General features: G+C 59.1%; 16 protein-coding genes. 2 read left to right on the forward strand and 14 right to left on the reverse strand.

What is annotated here, in order from left to right:
• Nucleotides 1–10 precede the first annotated feature (10 nt).
• Both M9Q49_RS02715 and M9Q49_RS02720 read left to right on the forward strand, forming a co-directional pair.
• Nucleotides 11–2761 (forward strand): DUF1553 domain-containing protein, encoded by a 2751-nt coding sequence (locus M9Q49_RS02715; protein WP_254507110.1) that lies wholly within the window; start codon nt 11–13, stop codon nt 2759–2761.
• 150 nt (nt 2762–2911) lie between these two features.
• On the forward strand, nt 2912–4045 hold the full coding sequence (locus tag M9Q49_RS02720) for an AIR synthase related protein (RefSeq protein WP_254507111.1): 1134 nt from the start codon (nt 2912–2914) through the stop codon (nt 4043–4045).
• 11 nt (nt 4046–4056) lie between these two features.
• On the opposite strand, the gene M9Q49_RS02725 is transcribed toward M9Q49_RS02720, so the two are convergent.
• The 14 genes from M9Q49_RS02725 to M9Q49_RS02790 all read right to left on the reverse strand — a co-directional run bounded on the left by M9Q49_RS02725 (nt 4057) and on the right by M9Q49_RS02790 (nt 19753).
• Entirely contained in the window at nt 4057–6489 is a 2433-nt protein-coding gene (locus tag M9Q49_RS02725) for a M48 family metallopeptidase (protein WP_254507112.1), read from the reverse strand.
• A gap of 160 nt (nt 6490–6649) precedes the next feature.
• Nucleotides 6650–7504 carry a DUF6998 domain-containing protein gene (locus M9Q49_RS02730; RefSeq protein ID WP_254507113.1) on the reverse strand — a complete coding sequence of 285 codons (855 nt, stop codon included), beginning with the start codon at nt 7502–7504 and terminating at the stop codon, nt 6650–6652.
• The gene (locus M9Q49_RS02735; protein ID WP_254507114.1) at nt 7428–9464 is read right to left on the reverse strand and encodes a hypothetical protein; all 2037 of its coding nucleotides are present in this window, start codon (nt 9462–9464) and stop codon (nt 7428–7430) included. The genes M9Q49_RS02730 and M9Q49_RS02735 overlap by 77 nt, the downstream gene beginning before the upstream one ends.
• 106 nt (nt 9465–9570) lie before the next feature.
• Entirely contained in the window at nt 9571–10620 is a 1050-nt protein-coding gene (locus M9Q49_RS02740; protein WP_254507115.1) for a DNA ligase, read from the reverse strand.
• A 259-nt stretch (nt 10621–10879) separates the two neighbouring features.
• Nucleotides 10880–11245 (reverse strand): hypothetical protein, encoded by a 366-nt coding sequence (locus M9Q49_RS02745; RefSeq protein ID WP_254507116.1) that lies wholly within the window; start codon nt 11243–11245, stop codon nt 10880–10882.
• Between the two features lie 4 nt (nt 11246–11249).
• The gene (locus M9Q49_RS02750) at nt 11250–11474 is read right to left on the reverse strand and encodes an RNA-binding S4 domain-containing protein (protein WP_390843214.1); all 225 of its coding nucleotides are present in this window, start codon (nt 11472–11474) and stop codon (nt 11250–11252) included.
• Complete coding sequence (locus M9Q49_RS02755) at nt 11464–11640, reverse strand: hypothetical protein (protein ID WP_254507117.1); 177 nt, start codon at nt 11638–11640, stop codon at nt 11464–11466. The genes M9Q49_RS02750 and M9Q49_RS02755 overlap by 11 nt, the downstream gene beginning before the upstream one ends.
• Before the next feature lie 7 nt (nt 11641–11647).
• A complete protein-coding gene (locus tag M9Q49_RS02760) occupies nt 11648–13879 on the reverse strand; it encodes a glycoside hydrolase family 5 protein (RefSeq protein WP_254507118.1) in 2232 nt (743 codons plus the stop codon).
• The gene (locus M9Q49_RS02765; RefSeq protein WP_254507119.1) at nt 13876–14259 is read right to left on the reverse strand and encodes a hypothetical protein; all 384 of its coding nucleotides are present in this window, start codon (nt 14257–14259) and stop codon (nt 13876–13878) included. Before M9Q49_RS02765 ends, M9Q49_RS02760 begins: the two co-directional genes overlap by 4 nt.
• A 132-nt stretch (nt 14260–14391) precedes the next feature.
• Nucleotides 14392–15000: a hypothetical protein gene (locus M9Q49_RS02770; protein WP_254507120.1), complete on the reverse strand. Its 609-nt coding sequence runs from the start codon at nt 14998–15000 to the stop codon at nt 14392–14394.
• A 19-nt stretch (nt 15001–15019) separates the two neighbouring features.
• Nucleotides 15020–15604 (reverse strand): helix-turn-helix domain-containing protein, encoded by a 585-nt coding sequence (locus tag M9Q49_RS02775; RefSeq protein ID WP_254507121.1) that lies wholly within the window; start codon nt 15602–15604, stop codon nt 15020–15022.
• Nucleotides 15605–15875: 271 nt separating this feature from the next.
• The gene (locus M9Q49_RS02780) at nt 15876–17165 is read right to left on the reverse strand and encodes a M20 metallopeptidase family protein (protein ID WP_254507122.1); all 1290 of its coding nucleotides are present in this window, start codon (nt 17163–17165) and stop codon (nt 15876–15878) included.
• Between the two features lie 427 nt (nt 17166–17592).
• A complete protein-coding gene (locus M9Q49_RS02785; protein ID WP_254507123.1) occupies nt 17593–18900 on the reverse strand; it encodes an alkaline phosphatase D family protein in 1308 nt (435 codons plus the stop codon).
• 508 nt (nt 18901–19408) lie between these two features.
• A complete protein-coding gene (locus tag M9Q49_RS02790; protein WP_254507124.1) occupies nt 19409–19753 on the reverse strand; it encodes an amidohydrolase in 345 nt (114 codons plus the stop codon).
• Nucleotides 19754–19812 lie beyond the last annotated feature (59 nt).

Raw genomic sequence — 19812 nt, forward strand, 5'->3', positions numbered from 1 at the left:
GGCTGTGCGCATGCACGTGAGAATCGCGACGCTCGCCATCCTGCTCTTTGCTGCCGCGACCGTGCAGGCAGCAGAGGTCGACTTTGCTCGCGATATCGCGCCGCTCCTCGAGCAGCGCTGCCTGCGTTGTCATAACGACGAAACTCGCAAAGCCGGTCTGTCGCTCGTCTCGCGCGAGGTTGCCATCAAAGGTGGCGAAAGTGGCGCGGCGCTCGAGCCGGGCAAACCGGCGGGGAGTCTGTTGATCGATATGATCGCTGGCGATAAACCGCTCATGCCGGCGCAAGGCGAAAAGCTGACGGCGGAACAGGTGAAGCTCTTTGAAGCCTGGATCGCCGCCGGCGCGCGTTGGCCCGCTGAGCGCAAACTCGTCGAACGAGCACCATTGCGAGCCAATTGGTGGTCTCTGCAACCGATCGCACGGCCCGCGCTACCAGCCGTAAAGAATGTCGATTGGCCAAAGAATCCAATCGATCATTTCATTCTCGCCGCGCTCGAGCAGAAAGGCCTGCAGCCTTCGCCCCCTGCCGATCGCCGCGTGCTGCTTCGTCGCTTGTCGCTCGACACTTGGGGGCTGCCACCGTCGCTGGTCGAAGTTAAGAACTTCGCTGCCGATCCCAACCCGCTCGCTTATGAACAACTCGTCGACGAGCGATTGACCTCGCTCCTCTTCGGCCAGCGTTATGCTCACCATTGGCTCGATGTGGTCCGTTTCGCCGAGTCGCATGGCTTTGAAATGAACAACGAACGGCCGAATGCCTGGCCGTATCGCGATTACGTAATCGCAGCTTTTCAGCACGACAAGCCCTACGATCAATTCCTCCGCGAACAGCTCGCCGGCGATGTGGTCGGCAGCGAAATCGCCACCGGCTTTCTCGTCGCCGGCGCCTGGGATCAGGTTCGCAGTCCCGATCCCGTTTTGAGTGCCAATCAGCGAGCCGACGAACTGCACGACATTGTGAGTGCGACGAGTGCGACTTTTCTCGGACTGACCGTCGGTTGTGCTCGTTGCCACGATCACAAGTTCGATCCCGTGCCGCAGACCGATTACTACGCGCTGAAGGCCATCTTCGAAGGCGTGCAGCACGGCGAACGAGATCTCGCGGCGACGACTTCGCCGGAACGCATGCAGCAACTCGCCAAGCTGCAAGCCGAGCGGAATGAACTCGACAAGCAACTCCTCGCGCTCGAGCCGCTCGCTCTGCCCGAGCAAAACGCGCCGCGGCGAAAAGTGGTCGTGGCGACGACGAACTACGATCGCATCGCGCCGATTGAGGCTCAGTTCGTGCGATTCACCGCGCTCGCCTCGAACTCCGCCGAACCGTGTCTTGATGAGCTCGAGGTTCTCTCCGCCGATGATGGCCGCAACGTCGCACTCGCCAAAAACGGTACGACTGCGACGGCATCGGGAACGTACGCAGGCAACCCGAAGCATCAACTTGCGCACATCAACGACGGCAAGTTCGGCAACGACTTCAGTTGGATTTCGAACGAAGCGGGCCGCGGCTGGGTGGAGTTGAAGTTGGCAAAGCCGGAGCGAATCAGTGGTTTCCGCTGGGGCCGCGATCAGCTGCCGCAGCCGAAGTATGCGGATCGGGTCGCAACGGAATACAAGATCGAAACGTCCCTCGACGGTGAGTCGTGGAAGATGGCGGCGAGCAGTTCCGATCGGGCGACAAAAGACAAGCCGCAGGTTGCCGCTGATTTGCCGGAGCTCGCCGCGTTTCTCGCGCGACGCCAGGCGATCGAAAAAGAGATGACATCGGCAGCCGTCACGACCAAGGCCTACGCGGGCCGCATGCAGATGCCCGGCGCGACGCTGCGGTTCCATCGCGGCGATCCACTGCAACCGCGCGAAGCCATCGCGCCGCGGGCCCTCTCGGCGATCAACATTCCGTTTGAACTCTCAGCCAGCGCTACCGAGCCGCAGCGACGACTCGCGCTGGCCAATTGGCTAGTCGACAAGCAACAGCCGCTCACGGCCCGCGTGATCGTCAATCGACTCTGGCAATGGCACTTCGGCGAAGGCCTGGTCGATACGCCGAGCGACTTCGGCGTGAATGGCACGCGGCCGACGCATCCGGAGTTGCTCGATTGGCTCGCTGCCGAGCTGATCGACAGCGGCTGGAGTTTGCGGCACATCCATCGCCTGATTCTCACCTCGGCCACTTATCAGCAAGCGAGCGCTGCTCGCGAGGACGGTCTCGCCGTCGATGCCGGTTCGCGATTTCTCTGGCGGTTCCCGCCGCGCCGTCTCGAAGCCGAAGCGCTGCGCGACACGATGCTGCAGACCAGCGGCGTACTCGATCTCTCGGCTGGCGGACCGGGCTTTAGTCCGTTCGAGCCGAATGCGAACTACGTGCGGGTCTACACGCCGAAGCAGAAGTTTTCGGCGACCGATTTTCGGCGGATGATCTACATGACGAAGGTGCGGATGCAGGTCGATCCGACGTTCGGGGCGTTCGATTGTCCCGACGGCGGACAAGTAGCGCCGAAGCGGAGTCGTAGCACGACGCCATTGCAGGCGCTCAATCTGTTGAATAGCCAGTTGCTGCTGACGCAGGTCGAGATGTTTGCGGCGCGCCTGTCGCGAGAGTCTGGTGATCCTGCGGTGCAAGTGAAACTGGGTTTTGCGATTGCGTTTCAGCGGACGCCAGACTTGGCAGAATTGAATGCATGTGTCGAGGCAATCAAATCAGAAGGGTTGCCGGTTTTTTGCCGGGCGCTGCTGAATAGCAATGAGTTTGTTTTCTTGGAGTAAGAGCGCGGGAAGTCGCTCGCCGCTTCGGCCCCTCACCCCGGCCCTCTCCCCGGAGTACCGAGGAGAGGGAGTTCCAACGGGCTCCGCTCCCTCTAACCTCTGGTCCCTGGCCCCTAACCTCTTCCCCGCTTCCTCGCTAAAATCAGCGGCATGAAGCCTCTCGATTATCATTCATCCGGTGTGAATTACGACGTTCTGGACGAGTTCAAGCGTCACTGTCAGCGGTCGGCTGCCACGACGACGGGCTTGCTGGCGAAGCATGGCGTGACCGAGCCGGCGGGTATCCGCGGCGAGAGCGCCTATCTGCTCGAAACGCCCGACGAGTACATCGCCCACGTCGAAGAGGGCCTCGGCACGAAGAATCTCGTGGCCGATGCGCTCCTCAAGCTCACAGGCGAATGTCATTACCACGCGATCGGCGTCGATACGGTGGCCTCGATCGTCAACGATCTAATCACGGTCGGTGCGCTCCCTCTGTCGATCGCCATGCACGCTGCCGTCGGCAATGCGAGCTGGTTTGAAAACACCAACCGCGCCCGCGACCTGGCCGAAGGGTTTGCCGAAGGCTGCCGTCAGAGCGGCGCGGTGTGGGGCGGCGGCGAAACGCCCGCGCTGAAGAATCTGGTATGTGACGACACGATCGTCCTCGCCGGTTCCACGCTCGGCCGGATCAAGCCGAAAGAATTGCGGATTGCTGGGCAACTGCAGGCCGGCGATGCCATGGTCTTTCTCGCCAGCAGCGGCATTCATGCGAATGGGCTCACGCTCTGCCGCGATCTCGCTTCGCGTTTGCCGCAAGGTTATCTCACGCCGGTAACGGAGTCGCAGAACTTCGCTCAAGCCTTACTCGCGCCGACGCGGATCTATGTGCCGTTCATCGAGGCCTGCCAGGAAGCGGGCATCCAGCTGAAGTATGCCGTGAATCTCACGGGCCATGGTTGGCGCAAGTTGATGCGTCTCGACGAGCCGTGGATCTATCGCTGCAAGCGTTTGACTGGCGAGGGAATTCCGCCGCTGCCGATTTTTGATTTCATCGCGCAGCACGCGGGCCTCGACGCCAAGGGGATGTACGGCACGTTTAACATGGGCCTTGGCTTTGCGGTGTATGTTTCGCCAGTCGACGCCATGCATTGCGTCGGCATCGCTCGCCAGGTCGGTTTGCCCGCTTGGATTGGCGGCGTGATTGAACAAGGAACCGATGCCGCCGGTAAGCCGCGCCGCGCGGTCGAGATTGAGCAACTCGGAATCGCCTTTGAAGGTGATTCGCTCCAGATCCGTGCTTAAGGCCGGCAACTTTACGCCGGTGCTCCTTCGAGCGGCGGCAATTTAAACACCGCTTCAACCGTTTCAGCCAGCGTGCACAAGCGGCCGAGGAGCTTGGTGTTGAGCTCCAGCAGCTTGGGTCCGAGAGAATCGGCTGCTTCGTAAATTTGGCCGAGCTCGTCGCTGGGCGGAATGGTGCGCATCAGGAATTGGCTGACGGTCATCTGGCCTTCGGCGTGATCGAACGGGTAATTGACGTTGCTGAACTGCGCGCGGAGCTCGAGCAACTGCCGATGCATGCGGTTCGAATAATCGATGATCTCGCGGATCAGCGCGTCGTTGCGACGGTTCCCTTCGACGTGATGCCAGAGAACGGACATGACCGCGTTGGTATTTCGCAGCTCAAACAGCGAGCTGTGAAAATTGGCGATCTGATTGGCGAGCTCGGCGAGACGTTTCCCTTCGGCGAATAGTTCGGCAGCATTCGGCACGCGGGCGGCGATGGCGGGATTTTGCAGCAGGAAGAGATTGGCGCGCAGCCGTTTGCCGGCTGCTTCTTCGAACGGCTGGAGTTGATTGCCGATCTTGCCGGTGAGGAAAGTCACCTGCTGCCGGGCTTGCAGCATGCTCGCATCGCCGCCGAATTTGCGGAGCGATTCGATCTGAATGCGGACGTTGCACGACTGCAGCGACTTGGCCTGCAGGATTTCGACCAGACGATCGTCGGCGGCGTCGAGTTGTTTGATCGCTTCGCGGCAGGCGGGCGCCAGTTGCTGCATGGTGTTGCGCGCGGCGACCAACTCTTCCTTCCAATAATTTCCCGAAGCTTGCTGCGCTTCGTACAGCGAAGGGAAGCGGATTGCGCGGAGCGGCGTGAAGGCGCCGGCGAAGAAACGATCGCGGGCTTCCGAGCGAACCTGCTCTTTCTCGCTGCGGGCCAGCAAGCCGTCGGTGGCGTGCATGGCGGTCGATTGAAAGTCTGGGCCGAAGATGCTGCGATAGAGATCCTCGGTCACACCGCGGGAGATGGCATCGAAGTGGCCAAAAATCGCCGTTGCCGGCAAGTTGCTGAAGAACACGCCCGGCGCTTGCTCGGCTTGCGCCGAAGCGATGCGATCTTGATCGGGCGGATGCGAATCGAACAGCGAGCCCTTTTCTTTGGCGATGATTTCTTCCACGGCTTGTTTGGCTTCGGGCGGGAGCTGTTTCAGATTGGCCATCAGCAGCCGCGGCAAGTTATCGGCCAAGCGGCCTTCGCGCGAGTAAGTGTTCAGATCGGCCTGCGCGCCCTGCCAGGCAAACTGCAGCAGTCGCAATTGTCGGCAAGTCGCGCCAAAGGTTTCACTGCCGGCCAGCCGCGCTTCGTAGCGATCGGCATCGAATTCCATCTGCCGCAGCATATAACCGGCGACGAGATGCCCCGAGTACATCAGGCACCACAGAATCCGCCGCGACAGCCAAATGCCCGCCATCGCCAGATACAGAATCCAGCTGATGCGCAGGTCGAGCGACGGTGCGGCTTCCTGCAGCCATTCGTCCCAGGCGTCGCGCTCGAAGACGACGCGCGTGAACCAGCCGTTGATCGAACGCACGACATACGTCAGCCGCATGCCAAACCCCTGGCTGAAATGGCCGAACTCGTGCGCGAGCACACCGGCGAATTGCTGCAGCGACAAACCGGCCGCCAGCGGCATGCCGATGCGCAGCACCATGTCGTCGCCGAGCAGGCTCAGCCAGCCGTTGCGAAAACTGGCCGAGGCGTTGATATCGCAATCGACGTCGATCCGCCGCGGCCGCGGCGAGCCGACGAGCTCGCAGATCTTCTCGACAAATTCGAACAGTAGCGGATCGCTCTGCTGCGTCACACTGCGAGTTCGTCCCTGCCGGCCGGGCCAGGCAAAGAACGGCTTGAACATGAAGGCCACAATGATGGCGCCGATAATCGCCGGCGCTATGTAAATGGCAAAGACAATCATCGCGCCACGGCCCCGCACGCCGTGCAACATCACGTGATTGTTCGACAAGTGCCACAGCACGCCGCCACCCACGGCAAAGATCACGAGCAAATAAACCAGCGGCAACAGCACCATAAATGAAGCCGTGAGAAACATCCCCAGCTTGTAGTTGTGCGCCGTCGGCACCGGCGGAAACGAGCCGCGAAAACCGTTCATCACCGCAGCGCGCAGCGCAGGACCTTGCAAGGCATCGTTCGCTGCAGCAGCAGGTGCGGCCGGCGCGACAGCGGATTGATGTTTGGTGACGGTGGTCACGGGGACAGACCGCACCGCAGTATGTGCGCCAGCCGTCGCCACCGAGTGACCGATCGCTTTCTGTGCAGCCGCATCGATCTGAGCCGGAACCGTGAGAACCGTTTTGCAATTCGGACACAAGCCTTGCTTGCCCGCCATCTGATCGCCCACGACCAACTGATGGCTGCAGTCCTCACAAATGACAGTAATCGGCACGCGACAGTCCTCGGGCAAATCAATAAGATCTCGCTCGCTAATCGAGCGGATTAACTATCATTTCCGTTAGGTGGGTCTTTCAAGGCCGAAAGAATTTTCACGCAGATTAAACGAACGGAATTTTCTTTAATGCCGTAGAAGAATCGCAGCGAACGAGTTTCTAGCTTTGTTCCCCTGGCGGAATTGCCGTGAGCTCTTGCACGGACTTCACAATCTGGCTGCCGAGCGAGCGCGTGTTATGTGGATTTCCATTCGCATTCAGAAGACCGATGTTCAACGAACTCGCGATTTCACGAAGGATCGGTTTGGCGGGATGCTGCGGAATCTCTCCTCGCAAAACTTCGATCGTTCCACTCTCTAGTTCTTTGACGACGTAGCCGTTGATTTCTACCTGTTTGATCGCCGGAATTACGCTCTCTGGCTTTGTTCGTTTGACAAGTTTTCGGTAAGGAAGCGCGAGCTTATTTCCGTCGCCTCCCATCAGTTTGCGGACTTCATTGACCGACCCATCCACCAAAACTTCAACCTGCATCTCTTCCGTGTTGATCCTCAGCACTACGATGCGATCAACTTGATCGAGTGAATTTGGATTAAATGTGGCGTGACCGTCATAGCCAGTCTGAGCGGTGGTTTTCACCGAGATTCGCTCACCTCCGCCGCTCACCACGTCATAGCCACGCTGATTTACTTCCGTGGCCATTTGCCCGTTCGTGAGCATAGCGACATAAAGTTCGCCGATTCGACCGCATAGATGACGCAGCTCCGTTGGTGGCACGCCCCAATTGAGTTCTCGCTCCAGCCAAGCCAGCGCTTCGCCCAGGGATTGAATCAGCTGCATTTGGGTCAATGCCATCGGTAACTCACTAGGAGTTTCAAGCGCGAAAGGACGTTCGCGGCCAAGATAAATCCGCAGGAATTTCCTTAACAACTGCCAGCGCTTATTCCTCGGCAGGGATCGGCATCTTCCAGCGCTGGATTGGGCCGTAGTCTTCGGCAGTGAAGAGCGTTTTCCCATCAGCGGTCAGGCGAGCACTAGTGATGCGGGTGGTGTGACCATCGATCGATCCCAGCAACTTGCCATTGTTGCGCTGGAAGATGTCGAGGCGATAACTCTCGCGGATTGTCTTGCCGTCCTCGGGAGGATCTTCGGTCCGGAATCCGCCGACGACCAGCACCTTTTCGTTAAACGCTTCGATCCGTAGCTGCGACCGCGGAGAGCTTTCGACTCTCTCCGTCCACTCATCTTTCGGGGCGTTCCATTCAACGATCACCTGCTTGCGGGTCTTGAAACTGCTGGAAGTTGCCAGCAACGTAGCTTCTCCCACAAAGCCGACAGGCTTGGTTCCGTTGTAGGGAGTCGCCCGCCAAGCACCGCTGAGCTTGTGCACTTCCTTGCCGGTTTCGACGTCGTAAATCCAAACCTTGAGATTTTCGTTCACCATCAGCAATTTGCTATCTGGCGAAAAGTAGAGCTTGGGGTGCTGGGCATCGGGCTCGATCACCGCGAGTTGCTTGACCGTCGCTGTATCCCACAGTCGGATCGTTACCTTGCCGGACAAGATTGTGCCATGCTGCGTTGCGCAGATTTTGCCATTCGGGCTCAGGGCCGAGTAGGGCAGCGAATCAAAGCGCTGAATCAGCACCGGCTCGCCGACCTTGGCCCAGTCGAAGATTAAGGCGCCGAAGCGCATGTTGTGGTCCATTTCCATCAGCAGACGATCGCCGGCGGCGCTGGCTTGAATGTCGGTTGGTGCTGTCGGCAACGGAGCAATGCCACTGTCGCGATCGTGCGGCGGCTCGGCTCTCCAAAACCGAGTCGTGCCAGCCACCGCGAACGGGATCGTTACCAGCCGTCGATCTTTGTCTGCCAGTGCAAATCGGTTGACGTAATAAGACGAGGGCCAGAAGAAACTCTCGGGCTTGTCGGCCACAGGAGGAGCGTCGGCATAGGCGACAAAGGCTTTGTAGCGATGCTCGTCGCCCCAATGCCGCATTTCGGGACCTTTCCATTTCAGTTGCTTGGCCAAACGCTTCACATCGCTATGTCGCAAAGCTTTCCAAGCCACAATCGCCTGAAAATCGACCAGCTGCGGCGCACGCGGAAACTGCTTGGCGAGGATCAACGCCCCTTTTTCAACTTTCTCGCCATCCAACTTTCCTTCGTACAGCAATTCGTGGTCGTAACAATTGACCCGTTCGGCGATTCGCGCATAAGCAACGTAGCCGTCGTCACCGGCGAGCGACTCCTGCAGTTCTTCCGCCAGCTTGGCAATGTCGTCGGGTTCTCCATGCCAGCGCGTCAGAAAAAACTCAGCAGCGGTTTGATAAACGGGATAGTACTTGGGGTCGATTTTGCTGGCGGTTCTGACCCAACCCATCACATCGTCGCGTTTTGCCGTTCCCAAGCCCTTGCCGATTTCAATCAGGATTCGGTACAGCTCTGGATCCGCGGGTTTCAGCTTCTCAGCGGCTTTGGCGTGTACGGCTGCTTCTTGTAAGCGTTCAATAAATTTGCGGCCACCTCCCTCCGTAACCTGGCCAGCAAAACCTTGGCCGCGCGCATCCCAGCCCAGCATCACCAAAAACCGGGCCAGAAGGATGAGAGGTGTTGGATCTTCGGGCTTTTCGTCGCTCCATTTCTTGAGTAGGGCGATGCGATCGTTGATCGGATAGACGCCTTGAAACGCGGTGTTCATTGCGCGTTCATAGACCTCGAAGAGTTCGATCTGACCGGTGGCAAAATGCTTCCTGGTTTTGCGCACCTCGGCAAACTGCTGCGACAACTCGTCGAACGAAGCGGTGCGACTGACCGTGGGCTGCTCGAGCCGCAGCAATGGCTCAACGGCTGGCTCGGCTTCTTTCGCTTCCGTAGCCGCTTGCTGCCAACCAAAGGTGACGCCCGGAGCAGCGAGCAAACCGACCACGCACGCGAGTCCGAGCGCCAAATCTCGGCGCCATTTCCAGCAGCTAAGCATCACAACTCCACAATGAGACGAACAAAGACAATCAACGAAGGATCTGTCAGCCTAGTCGCGGTCGGCGGCGATGGCAAACATCAACAGCAGGGCGTGAGTCGCACTTCTAACGCGACTTTTTCTTGCCGCTCGTCGGTGCATCGGTGCGCTCGCGGACGAACGATGTAAACCGCGGCACGCCGGCGTCGGTTAGTTCCTGATAGCGGAACGTGATCGTGCTGCCGATGGCGGGCGGCGCCGCCCGCTGGGCATCGGAGAACCCCGTGCCGACAGCGAACTGCGTGCCGTTGGGGAGCTCGACCAGGAGCGCGCCGAGCCTGCCTTTGTGGCGTCCCTCGCCGTCCTGGTGGCCGGTGACGACGGCGTCGGCGTCGTGAAATGTTTTGATCTTCAGCAGCGTCGACGAACGGCCAAACTCGTATTTCGAATCGGGCTGTCGCAGCATCAGCCCTTCGCCGCCGAGAGCTTCGACGCGGGCCAGCTCTTTTCGCAAGCCGTCGGTGCTGTCGCAAATCGTCTGCTCGAGAATTCGCAGCTGCGAGTTCGCTTTTGCGAGGCCGCTTTGGTTCATCGCTTTCAACCGCTGCTCGAAGTTGCCCGGCTCCAGCGGCGAATCGAAGACAACATACAACACTTTTTTCCAATGCTCGCTCTGATCCTGCCGGCGGACGATGCTCACCGTTTGCTGGAATGCTTTGCGATCGATCCACAGTTCGCCGTCGAGCGGTGTCTTCGGCAGGCCCGCCGTGAACCAACTCGGGGCGAGATATTTATTCCCTTGTCGCGAGAGAAAAACCTCGCCGGTCCAATACGCTCGCACGCCGTCGAGCTTTTCGCTCATGTACCAACCGGTCAGGTCGCGCTCGTTGTCCCACGTTTCGGCGAGCAAAATCTTCGGCGCTGCCGATTCACCCTCAGACGTTTCGACCTTGCGGACGTTCACTGGCGAAACGCCGTCAGCAGCGAGGCGGTTGTTCTCGTGCTCGTCGCCCAGATACTTGCGGAGATGTTTGCACGTCCGCTTCTCGATCGCGGTCGATTGATTGCGCCACGCCGGGCAACTGCACGAATACACGCCACCCGTGTTCTTCAGCACATACGGCTTCGAGCCCGAGCCCTGCATCTCCGCGGTTTGACCATCGAGCAATTCCGCCATCGTTGGTTTCTCCAGAAAGGATTGAAACTAGGAGTTCTCGCAAGCACTTTCCAGTGCAGCCACAATATCGGCTGGCACTTCCCAACGCACACGCCAATCGGGAATGGCAGCCTCAAGCCATTCCAGCAAACGTTCCTTATCCTGAGGACGGCCACAGTCGGCCACCTCTTGTAGCCGCAACAATTGGTTGCGGTAGTTTAACTGCAAAGCCGAAACGTATTCCGTGAAACTAGCGGCGACTGGCTGAAGCTGATCGAAATCAACCGCTGCCGTGCGGCGGCACGTCGTAGAACAAGTGCGTCAGATAGGGATGGCCAGCGAAATTTATGCAAGTTGCCGGCGCGCCATGTTGCCGAGCAAATCGCGTCAGGCCGGCAATGGTCGTGGGCGAGTTGGGAGCGGGCTCGGCTCCCGGTTCCCAAACCATATGAAACGCCAGCGGCTCGGCTCGCTTCCGGTTGGGCCGCAACTGGAGATCGTAGAACAGTAAATTTCCGGCAGCGGCCTGCAAAAACGAAACGAACTCTTCCGGCAACGGCGCTGCGACGAGAGCCTGAATCTCGGCCAGATCGCGCAGACGTTCCGCCGCTGTTTGAATCACCAGATGCTGATAACGGGTGATCACGCCGCTATTCCACAAAGAGTTTTTTACCGTGCACTTCCACCTTATCGCCCGGGCTCAGTTTTTTCCGCCGTCGCGTCTCTACCACGCCGTTGAGTTTTACTTCGCCGGCTTGGATCATCAGCTTGGCCTGGCCGCCCGTATCGGCGACGCCGCGTTGCTTCAAAAAATGATCGAGTCGCAGCGGCTCGGCTTCGTCTGGCGATTCATCAACAGGTTCATCAGCCGTCACGGGCAGGTTCCTCGGGTTTGGCGACATAACCCGCGCAGCGGATGACGGGCTGCGGCGGGTACTTGGGATATTGCGATTCGGTTTGCGACAGGCGGCAGAGATAAAACGTCGAGCCGCGGCCGCTGACGACGAGCTGACAATGGCAACAGTTGTGGCAGAGACTCATGAGTCGATTAGCGGTTCTTCTTCCAGGTGAATTCCTTGCCCGCCAACGCATCCTTGACGAACTGCCCCCAGAAGGGCGTCGGCTTGTAGTCCCACCCTTGAATCATGACCGGCGTCGCTTTGGGATGAAACGAAAATGCCGTCCAGTGCAGCTTGTGCTTTTGAATCAAGCCGAGCATATCGGGGACCCAGGTGTAAGGATCCTCCTGAGCGTCGGCGGGGATGAAACTCATCTTGTTGATGTCGGCGCCGACTTCGCCGATGAAGATCGGATGCTTGTCGGCGATCAGCAGCACCTTGTTCGCCCAGTCGCGCTTCCAAGGATAAATGTGCGTGGAATAAACAACGCCATTCCCGCCGCGATCGTTCACCTCAAAACCCTTGGCGATGCCCGATAAGTCGTAAGCCCAGTCGAGGCCGCCGACGATGACGATGTTCTTCGCGCCGGCGTCGCGCACCGTGTCGATCAGCTTTTGCATGCCGACCGATTCAAAGCCGTTTTTCTTCTTCGCCTTTTCTTCGGGCGTAAGAAAATTGTCTTCATCGGCTGCCTTCTTTTCTTCGGCGACAAATCCACCATCGCGCCACACTTCCCACGTCGTACCGTGCGGTTCGTTGAACAGATCAAAGATCACGGCGGGATGCTCGCGATATTTCGTCGCCGCGTCCTTCCAGAATTCCACGTGCGCTGCCGTCGGTGCGCGAAAGCGATGGAGATCGAGGGCCACATACTTGCCGCGGTTGGCGACCAGCGTGATGACCTGATCGACTAGCGCGCGATACTCGGCGCCGCCATCCTTTTGACCGGCAGCCCGGCCGAACCAGTATTCCTCCTTGACCGGCAGGCGAATGCAGTTCGCTTTCCATTCGTCCGTCGCGACGAGTGTCGATTTGAGAACCTTCTCGCCCTTGATCGAGAACTCGAGGCTGACGACGTTCATCCCTTGCAGCCAGACGGGCTCGTTCTTGGAATTCAAAATCTGATTGCCCTGCACGTGCAGCGGCAACGGCCATTTCTCGCGCTGCGGCGACTCGGGATCGACGCGAGCGCGACGCTCTTCTTCCTCGGCAGCTTTGGCGGCCGCGAGAAGCGGCGCGGCATCGACCGGTTTCAGCACGAACGAGTCGAGGTCGTACGTGCCGCGTTCGACTTGAAACAAGGCCGGCATGAATTCGAGCGTGAGCGCACTAGCCGGGACGAGGAACTCGGTTTTCTTTTCCACCCAACCGTTGGTATTGCTGCGGGTGTACGGCGGCGAAGGCTTGGCCGACATTTTGTGCCCGGCTTCATCTTTGAATTCCAGCATGATGCGGGCATCGAACCACGGCTCCTTGCCGGGCTTGAGATCGGCGATTCGCTGCCGCCAGGTGAGTTGCAGCGCTTCGACGTTGGCCGGAATATCGATGGTGCGATAGAGCATCACCATCTCGCCCGGCTTGGGCGACTTCAGGCGCACGAAGAAGTTATCGTTTTCGTTTTCATAACTGCCGCCGTCTTTCGGCTTGCCCCACTGTTCTGGCCAACCGGTTTTCTTCGGATCGCGTTCAAAATCGCCGTTGGCAAGTAGGTTGCCTTCTTTCTCGAGCAACGTGGCTGCCTTGGCGCGCTTCGCCGCGGCGTCTTTCTCTTGTTTGGCCTTCGCGGCAGCGGCGGTTGCTTTCGCGGCTTCGATCAGCGGCGCGGGATCGGTCGGCGTGAGGGTCACGTCGTCGAGATCGAGCGTGCCGGCTTCGACTTGCAGTAGCGAAGGCATGAACTCCAGCGTCGTTGCTCCCTCGGGAATGAGAAAGCTGATAGTGCGCTCGGTCCAAGCCGAATCCTTGCGGAGGTACGGCGCTGCCGGAGCGCCGGCCATTTTGTTGCCCTCTTTGTCTTTGAACTCGGCGAGGATGCGAGCATCGAACCACGGCTGTTTGCCCGGCTTGAGATTGCTCGTCCGCATCTTGAAGGCGAGTGTCAGTGCGCGCACCTCGGCGGGAATCTTCACCGCGTGATAAAGCATCACGGTCTCGCCCGGCTTGGACGATGTGAGGCGGAGAAAATGATTCTCGCCCTCGGTGACACACTTCACGTCCTCTTTCGCACGTGGCCAACCATCGGGCCAGCCGTCGGCGTCGCGATCGGTTTCGAAGTCGCCGTTGCTGATCAGCGATTTCGGTGGTTCTTGCGCAGCGAGACCAGTCGCCAGCGCGGTGAAGAGGAAGAGCGAAAGGAACGCGAGTGTGAGGTTTGATTTCATCGGGGAGAAGAGGGCTTTTGATTTTTTTCTTCGGGCAACGAGCGATCGACAAACGGCGCGCTCGACAGCGCGCCGCGGAAGAACGCCAGCGTCGTGGCAAACAAGACCGAGCTGAGAAGGACGGAAAGGGCCAGGCAGACTGGAAAGTAATCCTGCATCAGCACGAGTGCTGGCGGGCGGACGCTCTTCGGGGTGCGACGAATGACCGGACCAGGCCCTTCGGAAAGCTTCTTGGCATCGGTTCGCCAAGCGTCCCATTGGCTTTGTGCGGCTTGATCGCCATAGACGGCAATCGCCTGCCGTCGCGCAAAGACCAAGCCGCCGATCACGGCGGCCAACATGGTGACAAACAACAGCAGATCGAGAATGCGAAACTTCATCCTCTCAGTTTATCTCAAAGTTAAGGGAGGGCGAGGCTCTGTCACGCGACACAAAGTTTTGCCGCGTTAATAGCGACATAAAGTTTTGCCGATCTAGCTAGCTTTCATGTTCACTTGTCTACGCCAGTGTTTTCATTTGCGACGCTGCGCCGGCCCTGGCACTTGGAGAGTGCGCACGGCGTGTGGAGTCCAGTCGGAGGCGTATATCGCTCGCAGTTGGTTGCCTGGTTCATCGGTCACCAGCCATTCCAAGCGATCGGGGTCGAAGCTCAGGTACACGTCGCGGCCGGCGTGTCGGGCGCCGATAAACAGCTTGCGGTGATACGGCCCGATCTTGCCCGACTGATCGACACGACGGGGCACGCAATAGGTGCTGAGATGCTCAAGCACGCGGTCCCAGTTCCAGTGACGTCGTTCCCAACCTGCCGTGTAGGTGCGCCCCGAATGCTTCAGCTCGGGGAACGCCACGACTCGCGGCTGCTTGTGAATTGCGGGATAAACTTCGCGTTGCAAGCGATCTTCATGCCGCAGTCGCGATTGAAACTGACGCACAGTTCGGCACTGCCGCGGTTCCGCCCAAGTATTCACCAGGCTCTGACTTCGTTCGATCACGCCGTTCTCCTGCGGTCGGCGCGGCGTGTTCCAGTGCATCTCAATACCCAAGCCGATGAGCCATAGCGCGAGCGCGGTGGGGAGATCGCTCCACGAACCCCACGGTGCGCCGTTGTCGACACGCATCACGTGCGGCCTTCCATATTCGCTAAAAACCTGCCGCAAACAGGCCTGCACGCGAACCACGGGAACCTGCGTGAAGTGACCGAGGGGAAAAAACAAACGACATTAGCACCGCGCCGCTGCACTCATCGGCCACGCGCAACCACGACACCGGCGCGCCGCTGGCCAGTCGCTTCTGCTCCGCAGCATCAATCTGCCAAACGTGGTGCGGCTGCTCTGCTCGCGTCACGCGCGTGCCCTGGCGACGACCACTCGGCGCAGGCCGCGTGGTCCGCAACCAGCGCTGCAATGTGCGCGTGCTGGGAAGTTGAGCCGCAACAAACCACCGCGTTAATTCAATTCGCAAACGCTCAGCGCCCCAGCGCCGATGCTGCTCACGCAATCGCAATGTTCGCCGCCGCACCACTTCCGCATCCTGCGAACGCTCTCTGCCGCACGCCTGATAATTGGCCGCCAACGCAGCCTCGCCCCGCGCCCGCAACCGCTGCAAAAAGCTCCTCACCGTCCGCTCGCACAACTCCAACTCCTGGGCGATGAGCGCCACCGACTGCCCATTCTTAGATCGTCGCCAAATCGCCCGCCGAACCGCCAAAGCCAAAGCACGAGGCATGATCGAATCTCCGCAGCAACGAATTCACCAGACGCCCGAGACGAACTCATGCTACCGAATCCCACAACCCGGCAAAACTTTATGTCGCGATTAACGGCAAAACTTTATGTCGCGATTAACGGCAAAACTATGTGTCGCGATTAACGGCATAACTTTATGTCGCGTGACAGGCTCCCGCCGAGCCGTAGCGGTTGAAGGCAGTCGTCGCCGGCCGTTGCAGATCTACCTCGGCGGCTCGGCAGGAGCCTCGCCGTCCCGAGTGGCCGCGCCTCTACTTCAGCAGTTCCGTCACTGCTGAGGTCATCGTACTGACGGCGGTCACGATTGATTCATCGGCATCGGGATAAAATAGTGGCGAGTGGAGCGATGGCGGCTCCTGACCGAGCTCTTTGTAGCGAGTGAGTCGTTTGGCGTTCACGACGCCGAGGCGGTACATCAAAATTGGCACGCCGGCCCGGCCGTATTCGCTGAAGTCTTCGCCACCCATCGACGGCTCGCCGGGCTCGACGTTATTTTCGCCGAGCAACTCGCGGAAATTCTGATTCAGCCGCACGGCGAGCTTCTCATCGTTGAAGGTTGCTGGTGTGCCATCCGAAAAAGCGATGACCGGCTCCGGCGCGCCGGCCGCCACGGCTACCCCCTTGGCTTTGCGTTCGATGGCCGATTTGAGTTGCGCGCGCACCTTGTCGCTGTAGCTCCGCACGGTCAATTGCAGATGACACGTGTCGCCGATGATGTTGTGCTTCGTGCCGCCATGAATCGAGCCGACGGTGATCACGGCGGGCTCGGTCGGCTTGATTTCGCGACTGACGATCGTCTGTAGCGCGACGATCAATTCCGCCGCTTGCACAATGGGATCGATGGTCGTGTGCGGCATGGCGCCGTGGCCGCCGCGGCCGCGCACGGTGATGTCAACACTATCGACGTTGGCCAAAATGTAACCGCCCCGAATGCCGATTCGGCCGGTGGCGAGGCCTGAATCGCAATGGAGCGCAACGGCGTAATCGGGCTTAGTGAATCGCTCGAACAGTTTGTCATCGAGCATCTTCCGCGCGCCAGATCCCCGTTCCTCGGCAGGCTGACCGAGGAGCATCAGCGTTCCCTTCCACTGATCTTTGTGGGCGGCGAAGTAACGGGCCGTCGCAATCAGATTGGTCATGTGAATATCGTGACCGCAGGCGTGCATCACCCCCACGTCGTTGCCGGTGTCGTTCTTCACCGTCACTTGCGAGGCGTACGCCAGGCCGGTCGCCTCCTTCACCGGCAGCGCGTCGAGATCGGTCCGGACCATGATCGTCTTGCCGGCGCCGTTCTTCAGCAGGCCCACCACGCCATAACCGCCGATGTTTTCGGTCACTTCGCAGCCGGCGTCTTTCAAATGCTTCGCGACCGTCGCAGCCGTTGCCTTTTCATGAAACGAGAGCTCCGGGTTGCGGTGAAAATGCTGATAGATGCTGCGGAGCTCGTCCAGGTTCTTTTCTGCCCAGACCGTGCCGGGAGATTTGTCCTTTTCTTTGGGCTGAGCGTTGGCGGTCGCAGAAAAATGCCCGAAAAACAGCATGGAACACGTTGCAGCCAACGTGGTTAGGGTGACGAACGGGGGGCATTGTGCAAACCAGCGACTGTTCATAAAATTTGCCCAGTTCATAATTTGTCATTGTTCATACGGCAGGTAGTCGCGCTCATCTTTGCGACTACCTGCCAGTTTTTTTTTGCACGGTCCGGTTCGGCCCGAGTGCGGTAAGCACATGCAAGCCCACGTACGATAAAGCGTCGGCAGGGGGATGGCAATCAAAACATCCGCGGAGACTTCGCGGTCTGATTGCTCTCTCGACATTCTCTCTCGTTAGCCACCAGCTTTAGCTGGTGGGCGAGATCCGCAGAGTGCCGGGCTTTAGCCGTGAATTCTTCTGCCAATAGAATGGCTAAAGCCGGAAGCGTCTTTGTTTGCTTTCCCTCAGCTAAAGCTGAGGGCTAAGAAGACACCCTCACTCCCCACGTGTGCCTTTCGGCGTGACGTCGCTGAGCGACACTACCGTATCGGCAAAGAGCGACTTCCCCTCGGTATCTAAAAACCTCGCAGTAAGCGTCGGCGGTTGAACCGTGGAGTCTGCCGTCAGTTCCAGGAAGGTGTTCGGCTGTTCCTTCGATTCCAGCAGGAAGGGATGCGGCACGTTGAGGGCCGGGATGACCTTGTCGTGGATTGGCGACGAGATGAAATCCCACAGCGGATAGCCGGCGAACTTGGGTGGGTAACGCAGTAACCGAGTCACGTGAATGTCGCCGCCGATCAGCATCACGCCGCTGATCCGTTGCTCCTTGATGAACGTGAAAAGTGCCGCCCGCTCGGCGTTATACGTTTCCCAGTCGTCCTTCTCTTTGTTCTGTTTGTCCTCCCAAATCACGCCGTTCATCAGCAACTTGAAGGGCGCGGTGCTGGCCCGCAGCTGCGCGGTGAGCCATTCCCATTGGCCCTTGCCGAGCAATGTTTTCTGCGTGGGATCGGCGAACGACGGGCCGGTGTAGGACCACCAGCGGGCGTCGATCAAAAACATCTCGACCGGACCCCAGCGAAACGAAGTGTAGATCCCTTCCTTGCCGTCGCCGAACTCCGTTTGCGCGCGATACTCGGTGAAGACTTGCCGGCTGTTCTCTTTTCCCTTGAGCGTGCCATCGGCGTCGTTCTTGCCGAAGTCGTGATCGTCCCACGTCGACCAGAACGGCCGCGTGGAGAGGAGCGATTGATACTCCGGCACCGAGGCGAATGCGCGATGTCGACTGCGCTGCTTGGCGATGTCGGTAGAGTCGATGTAAGGAGTGTCTCCGCCGAGAACGACGACGTCGGGATTTTCGGCGAGCATCCGCGTCCACACTGCGCGACTTCCTTCGTCTTCGCGGGCGCAGGAACCGAAGGCTAGTTTTACTTTTGCTGGCGCTTCGGGTGCGGGAGCGGTCGTAAACGAACAAGGCCGGCCACCCGCCGTTTCGGCCAGGTAGCGCGTGCCAGTCTCTAAGCCACTGATGAACCAGTGAATCGTGTTGTCGTTTTCGGCCTTGGCTTCGGCGGTGATTTCTCGCACTGTTTCTTTGCCATCTGCCGTGCGCAGCTTGAGAACGTGTCGTCCCGGTTTGGCAAAGCGGGCCCAGAGGATGGTCGACGTCGTGTCGGTATGCCCCACCAGCGGCCCGATGACTTCCGCCGCGGCGGCTCCTTCGGCGGCCCGGCAAGCAGCATCGGCCAAGGGAATGGCAGCGCCAGCGGCGAGAAATGTACGGCGAGAGAGAGCGTTGTTCATCGGTGGGCTCGAGCGAAGTGAGTTCTAGGCGAGGCCCTCAGATTAGCTGACTGGGCGAATGGTGTGCGATTCGACTGATGAAAAATTGATGAAGCAGATTGACGTAGATAGTAAATTTATGTACACTAATTAGTTGCGAATGGGTTGAGCAGCGGCGCGCGTTCCTGGGGCGTAAGCGGAGTCGCGAGCCGATCTCAGCAGTCGAGTCGAGCGCAGTAGAAGTGGTGGTGAGCGATTCCGAATCGTTGTGGAAACTGTTGTGCGAAAACAACGCCCGAAATTAAGGGTTATGGATTGGAGAAGTGCGGCAAGTGGTTGGCCGGTCGCAGGTTCAGGAAGAAGAGAAATGCCTAAGAGTTCACTAGCGGTTTGTGGCGAAGTGTTGTGAAACAACAGTGGTAAAACGCACTGTTTTGTACGTAAGTGGTGAAATAGTCGGTGATTAAGAAGGCTTCAATTTCCGCGCAAAAGCGTTGTATGTTCGGACGCGAAGGAAAGTGAAGGGGAATTAAGCCGGCGTTAGGAGGCGGGCGATTTCGGCAACGGCGGCTTGCAGAGAGTGGACAGCCATTTGAAAGTTGGTGTGCTGCGAGATCTCGGGCTGGATGGTCGCGAACGACTCGGTCGCGCGGCGGAGCTTGGCGAGCTTTTTGGTCGCCATCCGCAGATACTCGGCAGCATTCCCCTCCTTCAGCGGCCCACCGAGGGCGAGCATGTAGTCGTAGAGTTCGCGGTGGACTTCGGCCAGTTCGTCGTCCTCGGCGGCTTCGTCGCTATGCTTGAGAAAAGCGCGGACCATCCAGACATGCGCTAGTTGCGTGTCGATGGTCTGCATAAGATGTTCGGGAGTCATGAGAATTGTTGATTGCAGATTTTGGATTGCAGATCGGGTTAGTGTAATCTGTTTTTCCT

It is taken from the genome of Anatilimnocola floriformis, from assembly GCF_024256385.1.
Classification (GTDB): Bacteria; Planctomycetota; Planctomycetia; order Pirellulales; family Pirellulaceae; genus Anatilimnocola; species Anatilimnocola floriformis.